General features: G+C 70.2%; 21 protein-coding genes and 1 riboswitch. Of the genes, 9 read left to right on the top strand and 12 right to left on the bottom strand.

Annotated elements, in window-relative coordinates; all coding sequences use genetic code 11:
- The first annotated feature begins 344 nt into the window (after positions 1-344).
- On the top strand, positions 345-2,444 hold the full coding sequence (locus tag ACWDO5_RS27635; RefSeq protein ID WP_450533073.1) for a HelD family protein: 2,100 nt from the start codon (positions 345-347) through the stop codon (positions 2,442-2,444).
- 184 nt (positions 2,445-2,628) lie between these two features.
- Here the strand turns inward: ACWDO5_RS27635 and ACWDO5_RS27630 are convergent, their stop codons facing one another.
- The gene (locus ACWDO5_RS27630; protein WP_450533072.1) at positions 2,629-3,324 is read right to left on the bottom strand and encodes a copper homeostasis protein CutC; all 696 of its coding nucleotides are present in this window, start codon (positions 3,322-3,324) and stop codon (positions 2,629-2,631) included.
- A gap of 149 nt (positions 3,325-3,473) precedes the next feature.
- Here ACWDO5_RS27630 and ACWDO5_RS27625 point away from each other — a divergent pair, with 149 nt between their 5' ends.
- Both ACWDO5_RS27625 and ACWDO5_RS27620 read left to right on the top strand, forming a co-directional pair.
- Positions 3,474-4,121 carry an HD domain-containing protein gene (locus ACWDO5_RS27625; RefSeq protein WP_450533071.1) on the top strand — a complete coding sequence of 216 codons (648 nt, stop codon included), beginning with the start codon at positions 3,474-3,476 and terminating at the stop codon, positions 4,119-4,121.
- A 218-nt stretch (positions 4,122-4,339) separates the two neighbouring features.
- Positions 4,340-5,548 carry a Cmx/CmrA family chloramphenicol efflux MFS transporter gene (locus tag ACWDO5_RS27620; protein WP_450533070.1) on the top strand — a complete coding sequence of 403 codons (1,209 nt, stop codon included), beginning with the start codon at positions 4,340-4,342 and terminating at the stop codon, positions 5,546-5,548.
- A gap of 31 nt (positions 5,549-5,579) precedes the next feature.
- Here the strand turns inward: ACWDO5_RS27620 and ACWDO5_RS27615 are convergent, their stop codons facing one another.
- Positions 5,580-5,846 (bottom strand): DUF4031 domain-containing protein, encoded by a 267-nt coding sequence (locus ACWDO5_RS27615; RefSeq protein WP_450533069.1) that lies wholly within the window; start codon positions 5,844-5,846, stop codon positions 5,580-5,582.
- Positions 5,843-6,199 carry a hypothetical protein gene (locus ACWDO5_RS27610; RefSeq protein WP_450533068.1) on the bottom strand — a complete coding sequence of 119 codons (357 nt, stop codon included), beginning with the start codon at positions 6,197-6,199 and terminating at the stop codon, positions 5,843-5,845. Before ACWDO5_RS27610 ends, ACWDO5_RS27615 begins: the two co-directional genes overlap by 4 nt.
- 79 nt (positions 6,200-6,278) lie before the next feature.
- Between ACWDO5_RS27610 and ACWDO5_RS27605 the strand changes: the two genes are divergently transcribed.
- Genes ACWDO5_RS27605 through ACWDO5_RS27595 form a run of 3 tightly spaced genes read left to right on the top strand, consistent with a single transcriptional unit; the run spans position 6,279 to position 9,757 of the window.
- Positions 6,279-7,196 carry a MurR/RpiR family transcriptional regulator gene (locus tag ACWDO5_RS27605; RefSeq protein WP_450533067.1) on the top strand — a complete coding sequence of 306 codons (918 nt, stop codon included), beginning with the start codon at positions 6,279-6,281 and terminating at the stop codon, positions 7,194-7,196.
- Positions 7,197-7,231: 35 nt separating this feature from the next.
- On the top strand, positions 7,232-8,170 hold the full coding sequence (murQ, locus tag ACWDO5_RS27600) for an N-acetylmuramic acid 6-phosphate etherase (RefSeq protein ID WP_450533066.1): 939 nt from the start codon (positions 7,232-7,234) through the stop codon (positions 8,168-8,170).
- 30 nt (positions 8,171-8,200) lie between these two features.
- Entirely contained in the window at positions 8,201-9,757 is a 1,557-nt protein-coding gene (locus ACWDO5_RS27595; protein ID WP_450533065.1) for a PTS transporter subunit EIIC, read from the top strand.
- A gap of 295 nt (positions 9,758-10,052) precedes the next feature.
- Here the strand turns inward: ACWDO5_RS27595 and ACWDO5_RS27590 are convergent, their stop codons facing one another.
- From ACWDO5_RS27590 to thrC, 5 genes are all read right to left on the bottom strand, one after another.
- Positions 10,053-11,678 carry an amidase gene (locus ACWDO5_RS27590; protein ID WP_450533064.1) on the bottom strand — a complete coding sequence of 542 codons (1,626 nt, stop codon included), beginning with the start codon at positions 11,676-11,678 and terminating at the stop codon, positions 10,053-10,055.
- 437 nt (positions 11,679-12,115) lie between these two features.
- Positions 12,116-13,738 carry a chaperonin GroEL gene (gene groL / locus ACWDO5_RS27585; protein ID WP_450533063.1) on the bottom strand — a complete coding sequence of 541 codons (1,623 nt, stop codon included), beginning with the start codon at positions 13,736-13,738 and terminating at the stop codon, positions 12,116-12,118.
- Positions 13,739-14,132: 394 nt separating this feature from the next.
- On the bottom strand, positions 14,133-14,336 hold the full coding sequence (locus tag ACWDO5_RS27580; protein WP_005315736.1) for a cold-shock protein: 204 nt from the start codon (positions 14,334-14,336) through the stop codon (positions 14,133-14,135).
- A 399-nt stretch (positions 14,337-14,735) separates the two neighbouring features.
- Positions 14,736-15,014, bottom strand: coding sequence for a MoaD/ThiS family protein (locus ACWDO5_RS27575; protein ID WP_307662670.1), 279 nt, complete (start codon positions 15,012-15,014; stop codon positions 14,736-14,738).
- 33 nt (positions 15,015-15,047) lie between these two features.
- Positions 15,048-16,331: a threonine synthase gene (gene thrC / locus ACWDO5_RS27570; RefSeq protein ID WP_450533062.1), complete on the bottom strand. Its 1,284-nt coding sequence runs from the start codon at positions 16,329-16,331 to the stop codon at positions 15,048-15,050.
- A 17-nt stretch (positions 16,332-16,348) separates the two neighbouring features.
- Positions 16,349-16,476: riboswitch (SAM riboswitch) on the bottom strand.
- A gap of 143 nt (positions 16,477-16,619) precedes the next feature.
- Here thrC and ACWDO5_RS27565 point away from each other — a divergent pair.
- Entirely contained in the window at positions 16,620-17,558 is a 939-nt protein-coding gene (locus tag ACWDO5_RS27565) for a glucosyl-3-phosphoglycerate synthase (protein ID WP_450533061.1), read from the top strand.
- 129 nt (positions 17,559-17,687) lie between these two features.
- Entirely contained in the window at positions 17,688-19,082 is a 1,395-nt protein-coding gene (locus tag ACWDO5_RS27560; protein ID WP_450533060.1) for an alpha,alpha-trehalose-phosphate synthase (UDP-forming), read from the top strand.
- A 125-nt stretch (positions 19,083-19,207) separates the two neighbouring features.
- On the opposite strand, the gene otsB is transcribed toward ACWDO5_RS27560, so the two are convergent.
- Genes otsB through ACWDO5_RS27545 form a run of 3 tightly spaced genes read right to left on the bottom strand, consistent with a single transcriptional unit; the run spans position 19,208 to position 21,618 of the window.
- Positions 19,208-20,056, bottom strand: a complete 849-nt coding sequence (gene otsB / locus ACWDO5_RS27555; protein WP_450533059.1) for a trehalose-phosphatase — start codon at positions 20,054-20,056, stop codon at positions 19,208-19,210.
- 9 nt (positions 20,057-20,065) lie between these two features.
- Positions 20,066-20,320: a DUF3263 domain-containing protein gene (locus tag ACWDO5_RS27550; RefSeq protein ID WP_450533058.1), complete on the bottom strand. Its 255-nt coding sequence runs from the start codon at positions 20,318-20,320 to the stop codon at positions 20,066-20,068.
- Positions 20,321-20,361: 41 nt separating this feature from the next.
- Positions 20,362-21,618, bottom strand: a complete 1,257-nt coding sequence (locus ACWDO5_RS27545) for an ABC transporter substrate-binding protein (protein WP_450533057.1) — start codon at positions 21,616-21,618, stop codon at positions 20,362-20,364.
- 263 nt (positions 21,619-21,881) lie between these two features.
- Between ACWDO5_RS27545 and ACWDO5_RS27540 the strand changes: the two genes are divergently transcribed.
- Complete coding sequence (locus ACWDO5_RS27540) at positions 21,882-22,775, top strand: SIS domain-containing protein (RefSeq protein WP_450533056.1); 894 nt, start codon at positions 21,882-21,884, stop codon at positions 22,773-22,775.
- 93 nt (positions 22,776-22,868) lie between these two features.
- Here the strand turns inward: ACWDO5_RS27540 and ACWDO5_RS27535 are convergent, their stop codons facing one another.
- Complete coding sequence (locus ACWDO5_RS27535) at positions 22,869-24,149, bottom strand: ATP-binding protein (protein WP_450533055.1); 1,281 nt, start codon at positions 24,147-24,149, stop codon at positions 22,869-22,871.
- Positions 24,150-24,458 lie beyond the last annotated feature (309 nt).

Below are 24,458 nucleotides of genomic sequence, written 5' to 3'. Positions count from 1 at the left end.
CCGCAGTCGGCCCATGGTGGCTGCGGCGTGGATGCCGTGGCCGACGACATCCCCGGCGACAACCACTTCCCGTCCGGCGCTTTCAGCCTTGGGATGGAACTCGGGCCTGCGGATCGATCTGCGGACTGAACCTGGCAGCGGCCCGCGTACGACTCCAGGCATAGGCCGTCCCCTACGGGGAGAACGCGGGGGGCGGGGCCGCCGTAAAACTCATTCGCCCGCGACCGGCCCGCTGACTAGACTCGCCGCTCTTGCCCGCCTCCCCCGAGGAGCGCCGCCGTCCGGACGGAAACCGGCCGGTCCGCCATGTCGTGATCCACGCAGCATCCGCCCGGAGGCAACCCGTGCCCGCGCACGCCCCAGACCCCGCCCAACCCGTCCCTGACTCGCTCGCAGACCCGCTCGCAGACCCGCTCGCAGACCCGCTCGCAGACCCGCTCGCGCGTGAGCGTGCCCATCTCACCGCCTCGCGTGCCGCGCTCCGCGCGATGCGCGAGGACGTCCAGGCCCTCGACATCCGCGACGTCACGGCGAACTGGGTCAACGCCGCCGTCCTGCAGGCGCAGATCGAGGGGCGCATCAATGCGCTGGCCGACCTCTCCCACACCCCGCTCTTCTTCGGCCGCCTCGACTATCTGCACTCCACCCAGGAGGGGCAGCGCTTCTACATCGGCCGTCGGCACGTCCATGACGCGGACGGCGACCCAATGGTCATCGACTGGCGCGCACCCGTCTCGCAGCCGTTCTACCGGGCATCCAGGAAGGACCCGCTGGACGTCGGTCTGCGCCGGCGCTTCGGCTACACGGGCGGCGACCTCACGGCGTACGAGGACGAGCATCTGACCGACCCCGCGGAGCAGAACCGGACCAGCAAGCTGCTCCAGGCGGAGATCGAGCGCCCGCGCGTGGGCCCGATGCGGGACATCGTCGCCACCATCCAGCCGGAGCAGGACGGGATCGTACGGTCGGGCCTGTCCGGGACGGTGTGCGTGCAGGGCGGCCCGGGCACCGGAAAGACGGCGGTGGGCCTGCACCGGGTCGCGTATCTGCTGTACGCGCACCGGGAGCGGCTGGCCAGGACGGGCACGCTGGTCATCGGCCCGAACAAGTCCTTCCTGCACTACATCGAGCAAGTGCTGCCCGCGCTGGGCGAGTTGGAGGTGAAGCAGGCCACGGTCGACGACCTGGTGGCGCATGTGGAGATCCAGGGCGCGGACGAGGCCTCGGCGGCGGTCGTCAAGGGCGACGCGCGCATGGCGGAAGTGCTGCGGCGGGCGCTGCGTTCGCATGTGACGATGCCTACGGAGCCGCTGATGGTGGTGCGGGGTTCGCGGCGCTGGCGGGTTCCGGCGTACGAACTCGAAGAGATCGCACGGGAGTTGCTCGACCGTGACATCCGCTACGGCGCGGCCCGCGACGCACTTCCGCAACGTATCGCGCACTCGGTGCTGGTCCGGATGGAACAGGCGGGCGAGGCGCCGGACGACAGGGTGCAGGACGCGGTGGCGCGCAATCCCGCGGTGAAGGCGGCGGTGAAGGCCATCTGGCCACCGGTGGACCCGGCGAAGCTGGTGCTCCGCCTGCTCTCCGACCCCGACTTCCTCGCCACACATGTCGAGGGCGTCCTGAGCCCGGACGAGCAGAAGACGATCCTGTGGACGAAGCCGGCGCGCGGTGTCCGGTCGGCCAAGTGGTCCCTGGCGGACGCGGTGTTGATCGACGAGGCGAACGATCTGGTGCAGCGCACGCACTCGCTGGGCCATGTCGTACTCGACGAGGCGCAGGACCTGTCCCCGATGCAGTACCGCGCGGTGGGCCGCCGCTGCACGACTGGCTCGGCGACGGTCCTGGGCGACCTGGCGCAGGGCACGACCCCGTGGGCGACGGCGAGTTGGGCGGAGGCCCTGTCCCACCTGGGCAAGCAGGACGCGACGGTTGAGGAGCTCACAGCCGGCTTCCGAGTCCCCCGCGAGGTGATCGCGTATGCGTCGCGGCTGCTGCCGCACATGTCACCGGGCCTGGCGGAGGTGAAGTCGGTCCGCGAGTCGCCGGGCTCGCTGTCGGTCCGCGAGGTCGAGGCCACGGACCTGAACGCTGCGGTCGTCGCCGCGTGCGCCGAGTCACTGGACAACGAGGGCTCCATCGGCCTGATCGCGGCGGACGCCCGCATCCCGTCGCTGGCCGAGGCCCTGACGTCGGCGGGCCACTCGTATCTCTCCCCCGGCGAGGAAACAACGGCCGAGTCCCGCCTCACCCTGGTCCCGGCGTCGCTCGCCAAGGGCCTGGAGTACGACTACGTAGTACTGGACGAGCCCGCCGCGGTCGTCGACGGCGAGCCCGACGAGCGGACCGGTCTGCGCCGGCTGTATGTCGCCCTCACCCGAGCCGTGTCAGGACTGACCCTGCTGCACGCCGCCCCGCTGCCCACCCAACTGGGCCGGTAGGGCGGCTCGTGCCGGCGGGCGGCGGGGCTGTGCGGGCCGGCCGCTGCGTGCTGTTGGGCGCCGCGCGAGTGTCGTGCCCGGCACCTGGCCGGTACCGGAGACGACACCCGACTTCAGGTTTCCGGCACAGGGTTTCCCGGCCGTCGGCTCCTCCGGCGAACCCACCGCCTGAGAACCAGCCGCGTCAGGCGAGTGCCTCGCGCCATTCCGCCACCGCCGCCGGGTCCACCGGGCCGTCCCAGCCGCCCGGCCGGGCCGCCCCGCCGATGTGGAACCCGTCGATGCCCGCAGCCCGGAGCACGGGCAGGTGGTCGAGGCGGAGGCCGCCCCCCACCAGAATCCGCGGGCCGTAGCCGGGCTCGTCCCGCCGCGCCGCCTCGGCCAGCAGCGTGGGCAGGCCGTCGTCCACACCCTGCGGGGAACCGGCGGTCAGATATGTGTCCAGGCCCGGCAGGTCCGCGAGCTCCTTGCGCAGCGCATCGCGGTCCGCCGCCCGGTCGATCGCCCGGTGGAACGTCCACCGGCATCCCCCGAGCGCCGCCACGACCCGTTCCACAGTCACCAGATCCGGGTTCCCGTCCGCGTCCAGGAACCCGAGTACGAACTCGTCCGCGCCCTCCGCCCGCAGCTCCCCCGCCGCCCGCACCAGCGCGTCGACGTCGTCCGGCTCCCCCGCCGCGAACCCGTCGGACAGGCGCAGCATCACGCGCAGCGGGATGCCGACGGCCGCCCGGATCCGGGCGAACGTCCCCCTCGAGGGCGTCAGCCCGTCCGCCGCCATGTCGGTGACCAGCTCGAGTCGGTCCGCCCCTCCGGACTGGGCCGCGACCGCGTCCTCCGCGTCGAGGGCAATCACCTCCAGGACTGCACGGTTACTCATGTGACCCCATTCCTTCAGGAAGACGACTCCAGGCCCTTACAGGTCTAGTCCAATAGTCAGCCTAATGCGCATGCTCCGCGAAGGCATCAGTACGAGCCCGCCCGCCCCTCCTGCCCCCTCTGCTCGGAGCACCTCATAAAGTCAGCCGCATGACCGACGACTCCGTGGACCTGCGCGCCCGCTGGGCCCAGACGCTGCTCGCCGCCCGCGACGGCGCGAGCAGTCCGGACCCGCTGCCCTACGCCGAGAATCTGCTGGTGCGCTGGTCGGAGCCGCAGCGTCGCTACCACACGGTCGACCACCTGGCGGCGGTCCTGAGCCACATCGACGTACTGGAGGAGTACGCCACCGCCCCGGACCTGGTCCGCCTGGCGGCCTGGTTCCACGACGCGGTCTACCTCCCCGACCGCTCGGAAAACGAGGAACGCTCCGCCCGCCTGGCCGAACGCGCCCTCCCCGAGGCGGGCCTGTCCCCCGCGCGTACCGCGGAAGTCGCCCGCCTGGTCCGCCTGACGACCACCCACGCGCCCGATCCGGCCGACGCCAACGGCCAGGTCCTCTGCGACGCCGATCTGGCGATCCTGGCGTCGGGCCCGGAGCGGTATGCGGCGTACACGGCGGCGGTACGGAAGGAGTACGGCTTCGTCCCGGACGAGGCCTTCCGCGAGGGCCGCGCGGCGGTGCTGCGCCAACTGCTCGACCTGCCACAGCTGTTCCATACGCCGTACGGGGAACGGGAATGGGAGTCCGCTGCCCGACAGAACCTGTCGCTGGAACTGGAGTCGCTCACACGCTGACCGGGCTGCGGCAGTCACCTCAGCACAGTGATCCGGGGGGTGGCCGTGTCCGCGAACAATGCGCACAGCAAAGGCACGCGGCACGGCCCGTTCCCCAGGGTCGCGACTTCACCGATACGCCCCGCCCGGGAATGCAGCCCGCACGCGCCCGCGGGAATGTGACGGCCAACCGGCGTGTTGGCCATGTCATGCCTGAGTCCGTCGAGCGCCGTTCCCGCATGCCCCTGGCCGTATACATCCTCGGCCTCTCCGTCTTCGCCCTCGGCACCAGCGAGTTCATGCTTTCGGGCCTCCTCCCGCCCATCGCCGACGACATGAACGTCTCCATCCCCCGGGCCGGCCTCCTCATCTCCGCCTTCGCGATCGGCATGGTCATCGGCGCGCCCCTCCTCGCCGTGGCCACCCTCCGCCTCCCCCGCAAGACCACCCTCATCGCCCTGATCTCGCTCTTCGGGCTCGGGCAGATCGCCGGCGCACTGGCGCCGACGTACGAGATCCTCTTCGCGTCCCGTGTCGTCAGCGCGGTCGCCTGTGCGGGCTTCTGGGCCGTCGGGGCCTCCGTCGCCATCGCGATGGTGCCCTTCAACGCCCGCGCCCGCGCGATGGCCGTCATGATTGGCGGGCTCTCCATCGCGAACGTCCTCGGCGTGCCCGCGGGAGCGTTCCTGGGCGAGCACCTGGGCTGGCGATCGGCCTTCTGGGCCGTCGCAGCCGCCTCCGCGGTCGCCCTCGCCGGTGTGGTCACCCTCATCCCCCGCATCCCGCACCCCGCCGAGAAGCCGCAGCTGAGGCGCGAGCTGTCGATCTACCGCGACCGGCAGGTCTGGCTCTCCATCGCGATCACCGCGCTTGCGGCGGGCGGCGTCTTCTGTGCGTTCTCGTATCTCGCGCCGCTGCTCACGGACGTGTCCGGACTCGACGCGGCCTGGGTACCGACCGTGCTCGCGCTCTTCGGGATCGGCGCGCTCGTCGGTACGGCCATCGGCGGCCGGGTCGCGGACGCGCACCTCTTCGGCGTGCTGCTCAGCGGCATCACCGCCTCGACGCTCTTCCTGGCCGCCCTCGCGCTCTTCGCAACAGAACCCGCCGTCACGATCGCCCTCTCCTTCCTGCTGGGCGTCTCGGCCTTCTACACGGCCCCGGCCCTCAACGCCCGGATGTTCAACGTGGCCGCCGCCGCCCCCACCCTCGCGGGCGCGACCACCACCGCCGCCTTCAATCTGGGCAACACGGGCGGCCCCTGGCTCGGCGGCACGGTGATCGACGCGGGGTTCGGCTTCGCCTCGACGGCCTGGGCGGGCGCCGCGATAACGGTCGTGGCGATCGGTCTGGTCCCGGTGTCGCTGCGGCTGCACGGCAGTTCGCGCGTGGTGACGTCGTCGGCGTCGGGCGGACGGAAGCCGACGGCTCGCGCCGAGCGGGTCTGACCGGGCCCGGACCGGCGGGCCGAACCCGCCCTTACGCCGAACGCCCCTTGCGTCTGCGCAGCCCCGCCTTCGTCAGCAGCTCGACCACCTTGCGGCTCGACACCTGCACCGCGCCCGCCGTCACCGCGTCCCCGTACCGGTGCGACGGCACGTCGTAGTGGTCCCGCTCGAAGGCGCGCGGCGGGCAGCCTATTGACGCCGCGAACGCGTGCAGTTCCTCGTACGAGACATCGCTGACCAGGTGCGACCACATCCGGCCATGGCCCGGCCAGGTCGGCGGGTCGATGTAGACAGTCACGAAAGGCCGCCTACCGGGGCCACCACGACGCCCGCCTTCGAACAGACCCAGTGCGGGTCCGGGCCCAGCTCCGGTTCGACGTCCAGGGCGTGCGGGTCGCCGACGTCGCAGACCGGGCACAGCGGCCACCGGCCGTACCGCTCCAGCAGCGCGTCCTGGACGTCCTGGGCGACCAGGCCCGCGATGTACTCGACGCCCTCCGGCCACTGCTCGACCCACCAGCGGCGGTGCGTCACGGCCTCCTCGACCAGCGACACGACCCCGGCGTCGGCCACATCGCGAGCGGCCAGATCGGCGAGGACCAGGGCGCGCGCCGCATGCAGCGCCTGCTCCAGGGGGTTCGCGTCGTCCATGGAGCAATTGTCACCCCATGCGCCACAGCCGGAACCGCAGGGGTTGACGATGAACAAAGGGCGAAAATATCTTTCAAGAGTGACCAATCCAGTGAAGGAAATTTTCAGCGTCGCCGCCCCACCCGCCCCCGCCGCCCTCGCAGCCAAGGTGCGCACCCTCGCGCCGTCCATGACCCGCTCCATGCAGCGGGTCGCCGAAGCCGTCGCCAACGATCCAGCTGGCTGCGCGGCCCTCACGGTCACCGGTCTCGCCGAACTCACCGGCACCAGCGAGGCCACCGTGGTCCGCACCGCCCGCCTCCTCGGCTACCCCGGCTACCGCGACCTGCGCCTCGCGCTCGCCGGGCTCGCCGCCCACCAGCAGTCCGGCCGGGCCCCCGCCGTCACCGCCGACATCGCCGTCGACGACCCCATCGCGGACGTGGTCGCCAAGCTCGCGTACGACGAGCAGCAGACCCTCGCCGACACGGCCGCGGGGCTCGACACCGTACAACTGGGCGCGGCCGTCGCCGCGGCATCGACCGCCCGCCGCATCGACATCTACGGCGTCGGCGCGTCCTGTCTCGTCGGCATGGACCTCGCCCAGAAGCTGCTGCGCATCGGCCTGATCGCGCACGCCCATGCCGACCCCCACCTCGCCGTCACCAATGCCGTGCAGCTCCGCTCCGGCGACGTGGCCATCGCCATAACCCACTCCGGCTCGACGGGAGACGCGATCGAGCCGCTGCGCGTCGCCTTCGACCGGGGCGCGACGACGGTGGCGATCACCGGCCGCCCGGACGCGCCGGTGTCGCAGTACGCCGACCATGTGCTGACCACCTCCACCGCGCGGGAGAGCGAGCTGCGCCCGGCCGCGATGTCGTCCCGTACCAGCCAACTCCTCGTCGTCGACTGCCTGTTCATAGGCATCGCGCAGCGTACGTACGAGACGGCGGCCCCTGCCCTCGCCGCTTCGTACGAGGCCCTCGCCCACCGGCACAGCCCCCGCATCCGCTAAGCCCCCCACGGACCGAGAAAGCAGAGCCGCTTTTCATGACCTCTACCCAGGACTACACCAAGCTGCGCGCTCAGCTGGCCACCCTCACCACCGAGGCGTTCCGGCCCGAGCTCGCCGAGATCGACCAGTTTCCCACCCTCGAGATCGCCCGGATCATGAATGGCGAGGACGAGACCGTCCCCGCCGCCGTCGCCGCGCAGCTTCCGCGGATCGCCGCCGCCATCGACGGCACCGCCGAGCGGATGTCCCGCGGCGGCCGGCTGATCTACGCGGGCGCGGGCACGGCGGGGCGGCTCGGCGTACTGGACGCGAGCGAATGCCCGCCCACCTTCAACACCGATCCGGACGAGGTCGTGGGCCTGATCGCGGGCGGCCCCTCCGCCGTGGTCAAGGCGGTCGAGGGCGCGGAGGACAGCAAGGAGCTGGCCGCCGCCGGCCTGGACGCACTGGAACTGACCGCGGACGACACGGTGGTCGGGATCTCCGCGTCGGGCCGCACGCCGTACGCCATAGGCGCGGTCGAGCACGCCCGCGCCCGCGGCGCGCTCACCATCGGGCTGTCCTGCAACGCGGACAGCGCGCTCGCGGCGGCCGCCGACCATGGCATCGAGGTCGTCGTCGGACCCGAACTGCTCACCGGATCGACGAGGTTGAAGGCTGGTACGGCGCAGAAGCTGGTTCTCAACATGATCTCGACGATCACGATGATCCGGCTCGGCAAGACGTACGGAAACCTGATGGTGGACGTCCGCGCCTCCAACGAGAAGCTGCGCGCCCGCTCGCGGCGGATCGTCGGGCTCGCCACCGACGCGTCGGACGAGGAGATCGAAGCCGCGCTCGCCGCCACCGACGGCGAGGTGAAGAACGCGATCCTGACCATCCTCGGCTCGGTCGACGGCCCCACGGCGGCCGACCTCCTCGCCAAGTCTCACGGCCACCTCCGCGCGGCGCTGCAATCAGCCCGTACGCACTGAACCTCCCCCACAGCAAGGCACCCCCCACCCATGGCAACAGACTCCACAGACAAGAACGGCGCAACCGCCGCCGCGATCCTTCCCCTCGTCGGCGGCGCCGGGAACATCTCCTCAGTCGCCCACTGCATGACCCGCCTCCGCCTCGGCCTGCACGACCGTTCCCTCGTACAGGACGAGGCCCTCAAGGCCCTCCCGGCCGTCATGGGCGTGGTCGATGACGACACGTACCAGATCGTGCTGGGCCCGGGCACAGTCGCCCGGGTCACCCCCGAGTTCGAGGCGCTGGTGGCGGCCCTCAGGACCGCCCCCGGGACCGGCTCCAGGACCACCCCCGGGACCGCCCCCGGGACCGCCGAGGACCTGGCCGCCCAGGGCGCCGCCATCAAGGCGGCCCGGAAGGCGAAGAACTCAACGCCCTTCAAGCTCTTACTGCGCCGTATCGCGAACATCTTCGTGCCGCTGATCCCGGCCCTCATCGGCTGCGGCATCATCGCCGGTCTGGGCGGGCTGCTGACCAACCTCGGCCTGCTGCCGGCCGTGGTGCCCGCGCTCGCCGCGATGGCGTCCGGGTTCATGTCGCTGATCGCGGTCTTCGTCGGCTACAACACGGCGAAGGAGTTCGGCGGTACGCCGATCCTGGGCGGCGCGGTAGCCGCGATCATCGTCTTCCCGGGCGTCGCGAACATCGAGGCCTTCGGCCAGAAACTCTCCCCGGGCCAGGGCGGCGTGCTCGGCGCGCTGGGCGCGGCGGTGCTCGCTGTGTACGTCGAGAAGTGCTGCCGTCGCTGGGTGCCTCAGTCCCTGGACGTCCTTCTCACCCCGACCCTCACGGTCCTCGTCTCCGGCCTGGTCACCATCTTCGGCCTGATGTTCGTCGCCGGCGAGATCTCCGCCGCGATCGGCGACTTCGCCACCTGGCTGCTGGCCAACGGCGGCGCGGGCGCGGGCTTCGTACTCGGCGGCCTCTTCCTCCCGCTGGTCATGCTCGGCCTGCATCAGGCGCTCATCCCGATCCACACCACGCTGATCGAGCAGCAGGGATTCACGGTCCTGCTGCCGATCCTCGCGATGGCGGGCGCGGGCCAGGTCGGCGCGGCGGCCGCGGTCTATCTGCGGCTCCCCCGCAACACCTCGATCCGCAACACCATCAAGTCCGCGCTCCCGGCCGGTTTCCTGGGCGTGGGCGAACCGCTGATCTACGGCGTCTCGCTCCCGCTGGGCCGCCCGTTCGTCACGGCCTGCGTCGGCGGAGCATTCGGCGGCGGCTTCGTAGGCCTGTTCAACATACTGGGCGACAAGGTCGGTTCCACGGCCATCGGCCCTTCGGGCTGGGCCCTGTTCCCGCTCCTCAACGGCAACAGGGGCCTGGGCGAGACGATCGCCGTCTACGCGGGCGGCCTGCTGGTCGGCTACGCGATGGGCTTCATCGCGACGTTCTGGTTCGGCTTTACGAAGCAGATGCTGGACGAGCTCAACGCGGCGGCGGCCGCCCCGGGGCTCCGCCCCGGACCCGGCTCCTCAATCGCCGGAGGGGCTCCATTGGAGCCCGTTGGGGGTCCCCCCCGGACGAAGTCTGGGGGAGATTGAGGACAACGCCCGAAGGGCGTACGGGGTCTGGGGCGGAGCCCCAGTTCGCGCGGTGTCGAGGTTGCAACGCCGCAGATCCACCAGCGGATACGGCGTGTCGCGGGCGTCGTGCCAGCAGGCGCAAACGAGCTGAGGGTGGCACCCCGCAACGGGGTGCCACCCTCACGGCCGCTCCGGGTCAGACCGGGAAGAAGGCCGTGGAAAGCGTGGTGGCGAACGGCTCGGCAGCACGCGGCGTACGTCCGCACGCCGCACAGTCGACCGTCAGGAATGCGCGCTTCCGTCGCGCCGAGAACTACTGCCCCGGCACGGACACCGGGACCTTGCGGGCGCGGGCGGCCTGCTCGAAGGCGTATGCCACCGAGATCACGGTGGGCTCGCTCCAGGGGCGCCCCATGAACTCGATGCCGACCGGCACACCCAGCGGAGCCGCGGTCGTGGGGGTGGAGAAGCCGGCCGGCAGGGTGATCGCCGGGCAGGAGGTCAGGGCACCGAGGATGCCGTTGCGCTTGGCCTGGTTGGTCTCGCCGATCGGGACCGGCAGGATCTGCTGGTGCGGGAAGGTGAGCACGTCCACCTTGTTACGGGCCATCAGGTCCAGCACGCGCTGCTTCAGCGCCTCGATGCCGAGTCGGCGGTCCTTGTACTCGGTCTCGTCCAGACCGTCGGCGTGGCTCGCCGCGGAGGCCAGGAAACTCGCCAGCGCGGGGTGGTACTTGCCGGAGGCGATGATGTCGTCCAGCGAGTGCACCGGCGCGTGCACGTCGGGCGAGCTCAGGTACTCGTCCATGACGTACTTGAACTCGTACGGCTGGACATCGAGAGCGGCGGTCACGGCGGCGGAGTCCAGCGACGGATCGGACAGGTGCACCACCGTGGCGCCCAGCCGCTCCAGTTGCGCGATCGCCCGCTCCATCACCCGGTTGACATCGGCGGAGTCGGGGCCGGTGCCGAAGAGGGTGTCGAGCACGCCGATACGGAGGCCGCGCGCGCCGTGCTTGTCCAGGGACGCGGTGTACGTCTCCGGCTGCCGCCCGACGCCGAAGGCGGTGACCGGGTCCGCCGGGTCGTAGCCGGCCATGACGTCGAGCATCACGGCCGCATCGGTGACCGTCCTGGCCATCGGGCCGACCGCGTCCATGGTGAACGAAACCGGCACCACACCGGCCCGGCTGACCAGCCCGGACGTCGGACGGAAACCGACCACGCCGCACGCGGAGGCGGGCGAGCGCAGTGAGTTGACGGTGTCGCTGCCCGTGCCGACGAGGGCGAAGTTGGACGCGAGCGAGACCGCCGTGCCGCCGGAGGAACCGCCCGGCGTGCGGGTCAGGTCGTACGGGTTCTTCGTCTGTCCCCCGAGCGAACTCACCGTGACACCGCCGAGCGCGAACTCCTGCAGGTTCGTCTTGGCCAGCACCAGCGCACCGGCCGCCCGAAGACGCGCCACCACGGTGGCGTCCTTGGAGGGCTGAGCACCTGCCAGGGAGGCCGAGGCGCCCGTGGTGGGCAGGTCGGCGGTGTTGTAATTGTCCTTGAGGACGACCGGCACACCGTGCAGCGGGCCCACCGGCCCGGACCGCCGGTACCGGCGGTCCAGTTCGTCGGCCTCTTCCAGCGCGCGGGGGTTGAGCGTCAGGACCGCGTTGACCGCGGGGCCGCGCTTGTCGTACGCCGCGATCCGGTCGAGATACTGCTGCACGAGCTCCCGGCAGGTGAGCCGGCCGTTGCGGTAGGCCCGCAGAACGTCGGCGACGGTCGCCTCCATCAGCTCGAACCCGGAATCCTTGGCCTTCCCGGCCTTCGCCAACGGCGTCGCGGACGGAGCCGTGGCGAGGGCCGGGGACGCTGTGGCTCCGATGATGCCGAGTGCCCCGACGGCTCCCGCAGCGTTTATGAGGCTTCGCCTGTTCAGTTCAACCATTGGGGAGCAGCCTCCAACTAAATCACCGTTAAATACCTCAGTGATCGTAAGAACCACGCGTAACACCGACGTTTCTGTCGCGTGTCCCCAAGTCGCCGTGTCGATCGTCACAGCGTCCCTCGGCGTCCCGTGTGACAGCCGGGCGCCGGGGCACCCGCCCCGGCCTCGGGGCGGGTCGCACGCCGGATCGCGTGCCGTTTTTGCAGGCAACGGCTTGCGGGTGAAGTGCGGTCACGGCGATCCACCCGGGGCTCAGGCCCCGCGCGGAGCCTGCCGGTCCGACCGCTGTGCAGGAACCACACCAGAACGTCCGGGCAGCAGCCCGGCCGCGGGCGGCGTTCGGCCGCCATCAGGAGCCGCGCAAAAAGCCCGAGGGCGGCACCCCCTGGGAGTAGGGGTGCCGCCCTCGGTCAGGACGGTGATCAACCAGAGGTCGATCAGAAGTCCATGTCACCGCCCGGCATGCCGCCCGGAGCGGCCGCGGAGGCCTTCTCCGGCTTGTCGGCGATGACGGCCTCGGTGGTCAGGAACAGCGCGGCGATCGACGCGGCGTTCTGCAGCGCGGAGCGCGTGACCTTCGCCGGGTCGATGATGCCCTCGGCGATCATGTCGACGTAGTCGCCGGTCGCGGCGTTCAGGCCGTGACCCACGGTCAGGTTGCGCACCTTCTCCACAACGACGCCGCCCTCGAGGCCGGCGTTGACCGCGATCTGCTTCAGCGGGGCCTCCAGGGCCAGCTTCACAGCGGCGGCACCGGTGGCCTCGTCACCTTCGAGCTCGAGCTTCTCGAAGACGGAGGACGCCTGGATGAGAGCCACGCCACCACCGGCGACGATGCCCTCCTCGACGGCGGCCTTGGCGTTGCGCACCGCGTCCTCGATGCGGTGCTTGCGCTCCTTGAGCTCGACCTCGGTCGCGGCGCCGGCCTTGATGACGGCCACGCCGCCGGCCAGCTTCGCGAGGCGCTCCTGGAGCTTCTCGCGGTCGTAGTCCGAGTCGCTGTTCTCGATCTCGGCGCGGATCTGGTTGACGCGACCCGCGACCTGCTCGCTGTCACCGGCACCGTCGACGATCGTGGTCTCGTCCTTGGTGATGACGACCTTGCGGGCGCGGCCCAGCAGGTCCAGGCCGGCGTTCTCGAGCTTGAGGCCGACTTCCTCGGAGATGACCGTGCCGCCGGTGAGGATGGCGATGTCGTTCAGCATCGCCTTGCGGCGGTCGCCGAAGCCCGGAGCCTTGACGGCAACGGACTTGAAGGTGCCACGGATCTTGTTGACGACCAGGGTCGACAGGGCCTCGCCCTCGACGTCCTCGGCGATGATCAGCAGCGGCTTGCCCGACTGCATGACCTTCTCCAGCAGCGGGAGCAGGTCCTTCACCGAGGAGATCTTGGAGTTGACGATCAGGACGTACGGGTCGTCGAGGACGGCCTCCATACGCTCCATGTCGGTGGCGAAGTACGCCGAGATGTAGCCCTTGTCGAAGCGCATACCCTCGGTGAGCTCCAGCTCCAGACCGAAGGTCTGGGACTCCTCGACGGTGATGACGCCTTCCTTGCCGACCTTGTCCATGGCCTCGGCGATGAGCTCGCCGATCTGGGTGTCGGCGGCGGAGATGGAGGCCGTCGAAGCGATCTGCTCCTTGGTCTCCACGTCCTTGGCCTGCTCGAGCAGGGCGCCGGAGACGGCCTCGACGGCCTTCTCGATGCCGCGCTTGAGGGCCATCGGGTTGGCGCCGGCCGCCACGTTGCGCAGGCCCTCGCGGACGAGCGCCTGGGCGAGGACGGTCGCGGTGGTCGTTCCGTCACCGGCGACGTCGTCCGTCTTCTTGGCGACTTCCTTGACCAGCTCGGCGCCGATCTTCTCGTACGGGTCCTCGAGCTCGATCTCCTTGGCGATGGAAACACCATCGTTGGTGATCGTGGGGGCGCCCCACTTCTTCTCGAGGACGACGTTCCGGCCCTTGGGGCCAAGGGTGACCTTGACGGCGTCGGCGAGCTGGTTCATCCCGCGCTCGAGACCGCGCCGTGCCTCCTCGTCGAACGCGATGATCTTGGCCATGTGAAGTGGTCCTCCCGGACTGGGGTGGATTCTCCGGACCGCGCTGGCGCCCGCGACGGACGGCCTGCAAGCCCTGTGGTTCCTTGCCCCACCTGGCCTGCGGACCTCACCGGCCCGGTCCTCGTTGTCACTCTCACTGTCAGAGTGCTAACGCAATGATTAGCACTCGACCCCCGAGAGTGCAAGCGCCTTCGATGAAGCCTGGACGAGGGGCGGTGGTCGGTGGGGGCACCTCTGGGGGCACCCCCAGCGGTAGCTGGGGGAAGAAGGGCGCAAGCGGGTCCCCAAGGCCCACCAAGGCCCACCAACCGGGCCCGGACGCACGAGGGGCCCGCATCCCTTGTGGGATGCGGGCCCCTCGGCGTGAGTGCGTCGGTGGCCGATCGCGCCGAGATCAGACGGCGAGCTTGACCATGTCCGCCTGCGGACCCTTCTGGCCCTGCGAGATCTCGAATTCAACTCGCTGACCCTCTTCAAGGGTGCGGTACCCGTCCATCTGGATCGCGCTGTAGTGGACGAAAACATCCGCACCACCGTCGACCGCGATGAAGCCATACCCCTTCTCCGCGTTGAACCACTTGACGGTGCCCTGAGCCATGCCTAACTCCCCTGTTACTGGCCCTTACGCAGGACCGCACTTCGCGGACCCGGGTCAGACCTCCACCCCACGGGTGTGCGCCGGAACGCGTCGACCGCGGCTGAATGTATCTGTCCAACTGCCGTCTGCAACAGGTCAGTCGGACGAAAATTCTGCGCGAGGCCGAACGGATAATTTATGTGAATTATGTGAATTCCGGGGCAAGTCGGGCCCGACGAAAGGCACCTACGCGGCAATTCGATCGCGCAGTTTGGCTACTTCTTGACGTGCGGCGACGCATTCTCATATGCGTGCGGCATGAGCAGCGGAGGGGGCTTCCCAACTCTACCGCGCTCAACCCTATGGAATTGCCCCCTCCGCTTCTCTTGCGGAGGGGGCAACAGTGGTAACTCTGCGAAGTCAGCAGCCGCCTGCGACAGCCGGAATGATCGAAACGCCCGCGCCGTCCGGTGTCGCAGTCTCAAGACCCTGCTCGAAACGGACGTCGTCGTCGTTCACGTACACGTTGACGAAGCGGCGCAGCTTGCCCTGGTCGTCCAGGACGCGCGCAGCGATGCCCGTGTGGTTCTTCTCCAGGTCGGCGATCACCTCGGAGAGGGTCGCGCCCTGGGCCGAAACCTCGGCCTGGCCGCCCGTATACGTACGGAGAATGGTGGGGATGCGGACGTTGACACTCATGGTGCGTGCCTTCCTTGGGTCTCGGGTGGTCGGTCAGCCGGCCAGGCCGGCGTCGCGGAACGCGTCCAGGCTCGGGCGGATCGTCGCGGTCGGGCCGGTCGTCGGCGCCACCGCGTCCAGCGTCTTGAGGCCGTCACCCGTGTTGAGGACGACGGTGGTGAGCGCCGGGTCGAGCACGCCCTGTTCGATCAGCTTCTTCGTGACGCCCACGGTCACGCCACCCGCGGTCTCCGCGAAGATGCCTTCCGTACGGGCAAGCAGCTTGATGGCGTCGACGACCTGCTCGTCGTTGACGTCCTCGACCGCCCCGCCGGTGCGGCGCGCGATGTCCAGCACGTACGGGCCGTCCGCCGGGTTGCCGATCGCCAGCGACTTGGCGATGGTGTTCGGCTTCTGCGGGCGTACGACGTCGTGCCCGGCCTTGAAGGCCGTCGACACCGGCGAGCAGCCCTCCGCCTGAGCGCCGAAGATCTTGTACGGCTTGTCCTCGACCAGACCGAGCTTGATCAGCTCCTGCAGCCCCTTGTCGATCTTCGTGAGCTGTGAGCCCGAGGCGATCGGGATCACGATCTGGTCGGGCAGCCGCCAGCCGAGTTGCTCGCAGATCTCGTACGCCAGCGTCTTGGAGCCCTCGCCGTAGTACGGGCGGAGGTTGACGTTGACGAAGCCCCAGCCCTCGCCCAGCGGGTCGCCGATGAGCTCGGAGCAGAAGCGGTTGACGTCGTCGTAGTTGCCCTCGATGCCGACCAGCTCGCCGCCGTACACCGCGGCCATGACGACCTTGCCCTGCTCCAGGTCGTGCGGGATGAACACGCAGGAGCGGAAGCCGGCCCGCGCGGCTGCAGCGCCGACGGCGCCCGCCAGGTTGCCGGTGGACGAGCAGGACAGGGTGGTGAAGCCGAAGGCACGCGCGGCCTCGACGGCGATGGCGACGACGCGGTCCTTGAAGGAGTGCGTCGGGTTGCCGGAGTCGTCCTTGATGTACAGGCCGCCCGTGACGCCCAGCTCACGGGCGAGGTTGTCGGCCTTGACGAGCTTGGTGAAGCCGGGGTTGATGTTCGGCTTGTCAGCCACGTCGGCGGGGACGGGCAGCAGCGGAGCGTACCGCCAGATGTTGTTCGGACCCGCTTCGATCCGCTTCTTCAGCGCCTCGGGGTCGTCACCGGGGAGGTCGTACGCGACTTCGAGCGGCCCGAAACAGGAGGCACAAGCGAAGATCGGGCCAAGGTCGAAACGCTCACCGCACTCGCGGCACGAGAGCGCCGCGGCGGGACCGAGGTTCACCGGGGTGGTGTTTGCGACAGTCTGCACAGCCATGGAGGCGAGGCCCTTTCTCCTCATCTTCCCCGTGACGCATTTCGCCACGAGACGGAATTGGCACCTTCCCCACCGTGACCTCGCGGTCGGCGGGAGGGTTGCCGGGGCTTCAACGGGCCGTTCCCTCTGCCCCTCTGGATGAGCGGTATTCGATTGTCAGCGTGACGACCCCCGACATGCGACGGTCATCCGCGTTGTTCAAGACTGTAACCGAAGGCCCGGATGGTTGAGATAGTCGTCCGAACCGCGAGATGGATCATACGACCGGAAGTCGAGGGAGACACGCACGTGCTCGATGAGGTGGAGCGATGGCTGGCGCGGCGGTCCTGGGCCGCGGCCGACCGCCCACTTGACCTGCTGCTTACCGCCAAACGCTCGACGACGGTCAGCGTGGTGCTCCCCGCCCTGAACGAGGAGGCGACGGTCGGCGAGATCGTCACCGTGATCCGCCGCGAGCTGATGGAGGCCGTGCCGCTCGTCGATGAACTGGTCGTCGTCGACTCGGGCTCGAGCGACCGTACGACCAAGGTGGCCACGGCGGCCGGCGCGCGCGTGGTGCACCGGGACGCCATCCTGCCCCGGATACCCGCCGTCCCCGGCAAGGGCGAGGTGCTGTGGCGCTCGCTGCTGGCGACCAGCGGCGACATCGTCTGCTTCGTGGACGCGGATCTGCGGGAGTTCTCCGCGGACTTCGTCTCCGGGATCGTGGGCCCACTGCTCACCGATCCCGATGTGCACTTCGTCAAGGCGATGTACGACCGGCCGCTCGGCGACCGCGCGGGTCAGGGCGGCCGGGTGACCGAGTTGGTGGCGCGTCCGCTGCTGAATCTGCACTGGCCGCAGCTGGCCGGGTTCGTCCAGCCGCTGGGCGGGGAGTACGCGGCGCGGCGCGCGCTGCTGGAGCGGCTGCCCTTCCCCGTCGGTTACGGAGTGGAGCTCGGCCTGCTCGTCGACGCGCTGCACACGGTGGGCCTGGACGCCCTGGCGCAGGTGGACGTCGGCTCGCGCAAGCACCGCCACCAGGACGGGCAGGCGCTGGGCCGGATGGCCGCAGCGATCTACCGCACGGCCCAACTCCGGCTTTCTCGCGGCCACTTGGTGCGTCCTTCGCTCACGCAGTTCGAGCGGGCCGAGGGCGGCTTCGAGCCGCGGACGTACGCGGTGGACACGGAGGAGCGGCCGCCGATGCGCGAGATCGGTGAGTACCCGGCGCGTCGCGCGGCATAAGCATGGATCGCTGGTCAATTTGTCTACATTTCCCAGTTATGGGCATGAGAGACGTAGGACACACAAGGACACCACGACCAATGACGTACACACGTTTGAGCGTTTGTGGGACGGGCTAGGTTTCGCGACATGGTTTCCGAGCACGCTGCCGCCCAGGTCCTTGTCGCGTCGAACCGCGGCCCGGTCACATACACACTGAGCGAGGACGGTTCGCTCGACGCGCGCCGCGGCGGGGGCGGGCTGGTCTCCGGCCTGTCGGCCATCGGCTCCGAGGCGGCGGCGCTGTGGGTGTGCGCCGCGCTCGGCGACGGCGACCACGAGGCGGTGCGGCGCGGGGTAGGCGAGCCCGGGGTGCTGATGCTCGACATCGACGAGGCCGTCCACTCCGACGCGTACAACGGCATCGCCAACTCCGTGCTGTGGTTCATCCACCACATGCTGTACCAGACGCCGCTGGAGCCAGTCTTCGACCAGGAGTTCCGCAGGCAGTGGGCATCGTACGAGACCTACAACCGGGCCTTCGCGGACGCGCTGGCGGCGCAGGCGGCCCAGGGGGCGGCCGTCCTGGTGCAGGACTACCACCTTGCGCTGGTGCCCGGCATGCTCCGCGAGCTCCGTCCCGATCTGCGCATCGGGCACTTCTCGCACACGCCGTGGGCGCCCGTCGACTACTTCCGGATGCTGCCCGACGACATCGCGGAGCAGTTGCTGCGCGGCCTTCTCGGCGCGGACCGAACCTGTTTTCTGACTTGGCGGTGGGCCGATGCCTTCGTCTCGTGCTGTACGGAGCTGCTGGGCGGCACCGGCAGCACGGCGATCGGGGTGCACGGGCTCGGTGCGGACGCGGACTTCCTGCGGGAGCGCGCGCACCGGCCGGACGTGGACGAGCGGCTGGCAGCGCTGCGCGAGCAGATCGGCCCGGGGCGCAAGTCCATCGTGCGAGTCGACCGCACCGAGCTGTCCAAGAACATCGTGCGCGGGATGCTGGCGTACCGGCAGCTGCTGGAAACCCGCCCCGAGTGGCGCGAGCGCGTGGTCCATGTCGCCTTCGCCTACCCCTCCCGGCAGGACCTGGCTGTCTACCGCGACTACACGGCGGAGGTCCAGCGACTGGCGGACGAGATCAACTCCGCGTACGGGACGGCGACTTGGAGCCCTGTCGTGCTCCATGTGAAGGACGACTTCGCGCGGTCGCTCGCCGCGTACCGGCTGGCGGACGTGGCTCTGGTCAACCCGATCCGGGACGGCATGAACCTGGTCGCCAAGGAGATCCCGGTCGTCTCGGAGGAGGGCTGCGTGCTGGTGCTTTCGCGGGAGGCAGGGGCGTACGAGGAACTGCGCGAGGATGCGGTGACGGTGAATCCGTACGACGTGACGGGCACGGCAGACGCGCTCCACGTGGCGCTGACGATGCCGGACGACGAGCGGTCCCGGCACACCAAGCGGCTGGCGGCAGCGGCAACCGCGCTGCCGCCGCAGAAGTGGTTCCTGGACCAGCTGCGGGCGCTGCGCGAGGGGGCGTAGGAGGCGCCCGGGTCCCCGGCGGCCCGGGACCGGCGAGCGCTCCGGCGCCCCGACCGGCCGCCCCGGCCCAGTGAAGGCGCCACGCGAGGCGCGCAGCAAAACCCGGAACCGGCTGCCCGGGCCGGCTACAGGTGCTGGGCCAGCGCGGCCAAGAACTCCACCACCGCCGGCGGGCCCGGCAGCAGCAGGTCGGCGCGGTCCGCCAGTTCCGGGACCTCCGTGCTGCCGCTGCACACCAGCAGGCCGGGCACGCCGTCCGAGCGGAGCTTCTCGACGGCCGCGAAGGCAGGCAGATCGCCGAGGTCGTCACCGGCGTACAGCACGACGTCGGCTCCCACCTCGCGTACGTACTCCGCCAAGGCCACGCCCTTGTCCATACCGGGTGGGCGCAGCTCCAGGACCATGCGGCCCGGCTCCAGAATCAGCCCGTGACGCGCGGCGAGCTCGGCGAGCGGGCCCCGCAGCGCCTCGAACGCCGCCTGTGGGTCGGACGCCCGGCGCGTGTGCACCGCGACCGCCTGGCCCTTCTCCTCGATCCAGGTGCCCTGCCAGGCACCGACGGCGTCCAGGACACCGGGCAGTTCGGCGCGGGCAGCCGCGACCCCGGGGTGCGGGGCGGGGGTTTTGACCGTGCCGGTGACGGCGTCCCAGCGCTCGGCGCCGTAGTGACCGAGGACGACCAGGTGGTCCAGGCCCGGCACTCCGGCGAAGCCGCCGTAGCGGACCGCTACACCCGCGGGACGTCCGGTGATCACGGCGACGGAGGCGACCCGTGGCGCGAGCGCGGCGAGCGCGGGGACGGCGCCGGGGTGGGCGCGGGCCTGTTCGGGGTCGGGCACGATCTCGGCGAGCGTGCCGTCGAAGTCAAGGCCGACGACTGCCTTCTGCGGCCGGGCGAGAAGCGCGGCCAGGCCGTCTCGGCCGGCGGGGGTGGACGGCGTCGGCAGGGGATGCGCGTACGTGGAGCTGCCCATACCCCGACCCTATCGGTGACTTCGTCTGTCGTCCCTGACACGGCGGAGCCGATTGACGGTCACCGGGTCATGGGCGAGGGCGCGCTCGTCGTCGATCAGGGCGTTGAGGAGCTGGTAGTAGCGGACCGGGGAGATGCCGAGCTGCTCCCTGATGGCGCGCTCCTTCGCGCCGGGCCCCGGCCAGGAGGTGTGCTCCATGGCCAGTACGGCACGGTCGCGCTCGGAGAGCGCCTCGCGCCCCTCGATCGCCTCGTCGTCGGTCATACGCTCCAACATATCGGCGCCGCAGACCCCCTGCGCGCTGCCTACTGCGCGTTGTCAGCGAGGGTGGCGTCCCGGCCGATCTTGCCGAGGACGGATGACGGGACACCTCCGGGCGCGACGGCCTGTCCGATGTTCTTCTTTATGTTCTCGCTGACCGCCGCCCACGACGTCTTGCCGACCGGCGGAAGCACCGAGTTGGGGAGCTCCTGCAGGAACTCCTTGAGGTCCCGCTGCTTCGGGTCCTTCGCCATCGCCTCGGACGCGGAGACAGTCACCGGCAGCAGGTTGTTCTGGCCGACGAAGTCGAGGACGTTCTTGTCGCTGAAGACGAAGTCCAGGAATTTGCCGACCTCGGCCCGGTGGCCGTTCTGCTTGAAGCCCATGATCCAGTCGGCGACGCCCATCGCGGTCTTCGGCTTGCCGTTGCTGCCGGGCATGGGGACCTTGCCGACCTCGACGTTGGCCTTCTCCGCTTCCTGCATCAGGGAGGGGTGGCCGTTGAGCATGCCGACCTCACCGCGGGTGAAGGCGGCGAACGCCTCCTTGCGGTTCAGCTTGGCGGGGGCGACCGGGCCGGTGAGCCCGGCGTCGACGAGGTTCGTCTTCAGCCACTTGAAGGTGGCTATGTTCTGCGCGGAGTCGATGGAGTACTTGCCGATCGGGTCGGTGTACCCGTCGCCGCCGCTGAGCAGCCACATCATGGTCTCGGCCTGGGCCTCCTCGGGGCCCAGCGGCAGGGCGAAGGGGTACTTCACGTCCGTGTTCGCCTTCAGCTTCTCCGCGTCGGCCTTGAGGTCGTCCCAGGTCTTCGGGTCTTCCTGGATCCCGGCCTCTTTGAAGAGCTTCTTGTTGTAGAAGAGCAGCCGGGTGGAAGCGACGAACGGCAGACCGTACTGCACCCGCTTCATCTCGCCTGCGTCGGTGAGCGGGACGAGGAAGTTGGACTGTACGGGAATCGAGAGCAACTGGTCGGCGGAGTACAGCTTGTCGGCCGCGGCGTAGTCGGCGTACGCGCCGATCTGGGCGATGTCGGGGGCCTTGCCCGCCTTGACCATCTCGGCGACCTTGCGGTCGACGTCGTTCCAGGACTCGATCTGGACGTCGATCTTGATGCCGGGGTTCGTGGATTCGAACTCGGCGGCGAGGTCGGCCCAGTACTTCTTGCTGTTCTGGCCGCCGTCCACGTCGTAGTCGGCCGCCACCAGTTTGAGGGTGACATCGCCGGAACCGCTGGAGCTGCCACAGCCCGAGAGGACCACCGTCATGCCAAGTGCGGCAATCGCCGCGGTCAGACCCATGAAGCGACGCTGCACCGCTCTTCCCCACCCTCTACTGTTTGCCCGTGTCGTCCCAGTTGGTCCCCCGTGATGTCATCTGAAATGAGCTGCGATTTCCACCACGTAGACGTATGAGGTCTACTCCAGTGCATGTCACTACCGCAACGTCTGTCCACGGGACGGTGGGCATTGCCCGGGTGCGCCGCGGCCTGCTAAGCACGTGACGGCACGCAGTGGTCGGTGCCGGTCCCGAGTTACGCGTACGTCGCTAGGAGCCTTGCCGCATGTCCCGTACCGCAGCAGAGATAGCCACCCAGCCGGCCTGCTGGCGCCGAGCGGCCGAGGCCGCCGCTGCCTTCGAGGGACTGCCGGAGCCGGGTGAGCGGGTCGCCGTCACCGGGTGCGGGACGTCCTGGTTCATGGCGATCGCGTACGCGGCGCTGCGGGAGGCGGCGGGGCTGGGCGAGACGGACGCCTTCGCCTCGTCGGAGTTCCCGTCGGGGCGTACGTACGACCGCGTCGTCGCGATCACCCGCTCGGGGACGACGACGGAGGTCCTGGACCTGCTGACCGAACTGCGCGGCAAGGTGCCGACGCTGGCTCTGACCGCGGACCCGAAGACGCCGGTGATGGGCGCGGCGGACGCGGTGGCGGTGCTGGACTGGGCGGACGAGGAGTCGGTGGTCCAGACCCGTTTCGCCACGACCGCGCTGGCCTTCCTGCGGGCCGGTCTGGGTGACGTCCCCGGGGTGAAGTCGGTCACCGAGGCGGCGGTCGACGCGGAGCTCGCGCTGACGGAGCCACTGCCGGAAGCGGTGGTCGGGGCGGAGCAGTGGACGTTCCTGGGGCGGGGCTGGACGTACGGGCTTGCGCTGGAGGCGGGCCTGAAGATGCGCGAGGCGGCGGGCGCGTGGACGGAGTCGTACCCGGCGATGGAGTACCGCCACGGCCCGATCTCGATCACCGGCCCGGGCCGGGTGGCGTGGGTCTTCGGCGCGCTCCCGGAAGGCCTTTCCCTGGACGTCACGCGGGTCGGCGGCACGCTGGTGGCCCGCCAGGAGGCGGACCCCCTGGCGGACCTGATCCGCGCGCAGCGGCTTGCGGTGACGCTGGCGGAGTCGCGGGGCTTCGACCCGGACCGGCCGCGGAACTTGACGCGGAGCGTGATCTTGAGCTGAGGGGGTACGGGTGGCGTCCGCTGCCCGGGTCGCGGGGCCTTCCCCCCCAACTCTCGCCGAAGCCGAGGAATCCGAAGCTGAGGAGACCCGGCGTCACATGCGCACGTAGCGCTCGATGTCCTCATCGAACTCGGTGAGCACCTGGTCGGTGAGTGTGGGACGGGTGTCAGCGATGGCGGCGAGGTAGTCCTCAGTGCTGGCCGGCGCGTTTTGGCGGTCGGCGACTTCGCGTTCGAACGCGGTGTGGGCACCCTTGCGGGCGGCGAACTCGATGTCGGCGGGTGTAAACATCTCACTGGCCGCCACCAGCCGGTGCAGTTCGACGTCGTCGGCCGCCGGGCCGAGGTAGCGCTGCCAGATCGCCGCCCGGGCGACCGGGTCGGGGGGACCGACCGGAATGACGTAGTCGAACCGGCCGGGGCGCAGGAACGCCGGGTCGAGCGAGCGGACGGAGTTGGTGGCGCAGATCAGCAGGCGGTCGTCGTGCTCGCGGAAGCCGGGGATCAGCTTGAGCAGTTCGTTGGTGACTCCATGGCCGGGATCAACGGCCAGGCCGGAGCGGACGCCGGCAATCTCCTCGACCTCGTCGATGAACAGCAGAACGGTCTGCAGCTCGGCCAGATCGGCGAACGTGTCCCGTAGCGAGGTGGCCAGGCTCCCAGCGCCTCCCGCCGCGAGCCGGGAGGGGAAGAGCTCCACGAACGGCCACTCCAGCCGGGAGGCGACGGCTTTGGCGAAGCTGGTCTTGCCGGTGCCCGGCGGGCCGAAGAGGATGACCGCCTTCGGCGGCGTCACCCCGTACCGGTCGGCCAGCGCGGGCTCGGCCAGCGGCAGCACGATCCGCCGCTCGATGGCTTCCTTCTCCCGCTCCATGCCCGCGAGCGCACCCCACAGCCCCTGCAGTAGTACCCTCCCGCCAAGCTCCGCGAGCAGACCCGCATCGCTCGCGCCGAGATGCTCGACCTTTTCGTAGAGGGTCAGCCCGGTGCGAGTCCGGTAGCCGGAGTTTTCCAGGGCCGTGGTTCCGGTGGCCCCCGGGGCGAGCAGCGCACCGATCCGGCGTACCCCCTGCACCCGCAGGCGCCGCTCGAGCTCGCCGATCAGGGCGCTGCCGATCCCGCGGTTACGCCACATCCCGGCCAGCGCCACCAGCGTGATCCAGGCCCGCTCACCCTGGGCCTGCGCCACTGCCATGCCCACCAAGTCATCGCCCACCAACGCGACCACGGCGGGACCGCCGGTCCGGGCCGCGGCCATGACCTCAGAGACGGGGAACACGGGGGGCGAGTCGTCCGCCTGCCGGTCCTGATCCCATATCTGGATAGCGCGGTCCAGATCGTCGTCGCGGAAGTCCCGCAATCGCCACGTGGGCATCGCCACCACCTTGCCGGGCAGGTCGCCACCGCCTCACCGACGGGCGGCGCCCTACCGAGGCGGCATCCTGCCCCCCTCATTCTCCGCGCCGATCAGCCGCCCGTCGAACCGGATCTGCCCTGGCGGAGGGGTACGCAGGGTGCGGGCGCGGGCCTTTCCCCCACCCCGCCCCTTTTCCCGAACTGGGGGCTTTCCCCCCAGGCCCCCTTGGCGGGGGGAAGGAGGACGTGGGGGGCTGACGCCCCCACACCCCCGCGGGCCCCGGGCGGACGCCCCCGCGGCACCACAACGGGCCCGCGGGGCCCGCAA

Source organism: Streptomyces sp. NPDC000880, assembly GCF_053599675.1.
Note: the sequence above shows the minus strand (reverse complement) of the source record. Positions and strands in the feature narration are given on the sequence as shown.

Coding starts and splice junctions, on each gene's coding strand:
- ACWDO5_RS27625 (WP_450533071.1), top strand. CDS start 3,474: ATGACCGACGACTCCGTGGACCTGCGCGCCCGCTGGGCCCAGACGCTG.
- ACWDO5_RS27560 (WP_450533060.1), top strand. CDS start 17,688: ATGGTTTCCGAGCACGCTGCCGCCCAGGTCCTTGTCGCGTCGAACCGC.
- ACWDO5_RS27590 (WP_450533064.1), bottom strand. CDS start 11,678: ATGGTTGAACTGAACAGGCGAAGCCTCATAAACGCTGCGGGAGCCGTC.
- ACWDO5_RS27595 (WP_450533065.1), top strand. CDS start 8,201: ATGGCAACAGACTCCACAGACAAGAACGGCGCAACCGCCGCCGCGATC.
- groL (WP_450533063.1), bottom strand. CDS start 13,738: ATGGCCAAGATCATCGCGTTCGACGAGGAGGCACGGCGCGGTCTCGAG.
- ACWDO5_RS27620 (WP_450533070.1), top strand. CDS start 4,340: ATGCCCCTGGCCGTATACATCCTCGGCCTCTCCGTCTTCGCCCTCGGC.
- ACWDO5_RS27545 (WP_450533057.1), bottom strand. CDS start 21,618: ATGGGTCTGACCGCGGCGATTGCCGCACTTGGCATGACGGTGGTCCTC.
- otsB (WP_450533059.1), bottom strand. CDS start 20,056: ATGGGCAGCTCCACGTACGCGCATCCCCTGCCGACGCCGTCCACCCCC.
- ACWDO5_RS27610 (WP_450533068.1), bottom strand. CDS start 6,199: ATGGACGACGCGAACCCCCTGGAGCAGGCGCTGCATGCGGCGCGCGCC.
- ACWDO5_RS27550 (WP_450533058.1), bottom strand. CDS start 20,320: ATGACCGACGACGAGGCGATCGAGGGGCGCGAGGCGCTCTCCGAGCGC.
- ACWDO5_RS27535 (WP_450533055.1), bottom strand. CDS start 24,149: ATGCCCACGTGGCGATTGCGGGACTTCCGCGACGACGATCTGGACCGC.
- murQ (WP_450533066.1), top strand. CDS start 7,232: ATGACCTCTACCCAGGACTACACCAAGCTGCGCGCTCAGCTGGCCACC.
- ACWDO5_RS27575 (WP_307662670.1), bottom strand. CDS start 15,014: ATGAGTGTCAACGTCCGCATCCCCACCATTCTCCGTACGTATACGGGC.
- thrC (WP_450533062.1), bottom strand. CDS start 16,331: ATGGCTGTGCAGACTGTCGCAAACACCACCCCGGTGAACCTCGGTCCC.
- ACWDO5_RS27630 (WP_450533072.1), bottom strand. CDS start 3,324: ATGAGTAACCGTGCAGTCCTGGAGGTGATTGCCCTCGACGCGGAGGAC.
- ACWDO5_RS27580 (WP_005315736.1), bottom strand. CDS start 14,336: ATGGCTCAGGGCACCGTCAAGTGGTTCAACGCGGAGAAGGGGTATGGC.
- ACWDO5_RS27540 (WP_450533056.1), top strand. CDS start 21,882: ATGTCCCGTACCGCAGCAGAGATAGCCACCCAGCCGGCCTGCTGGCGC.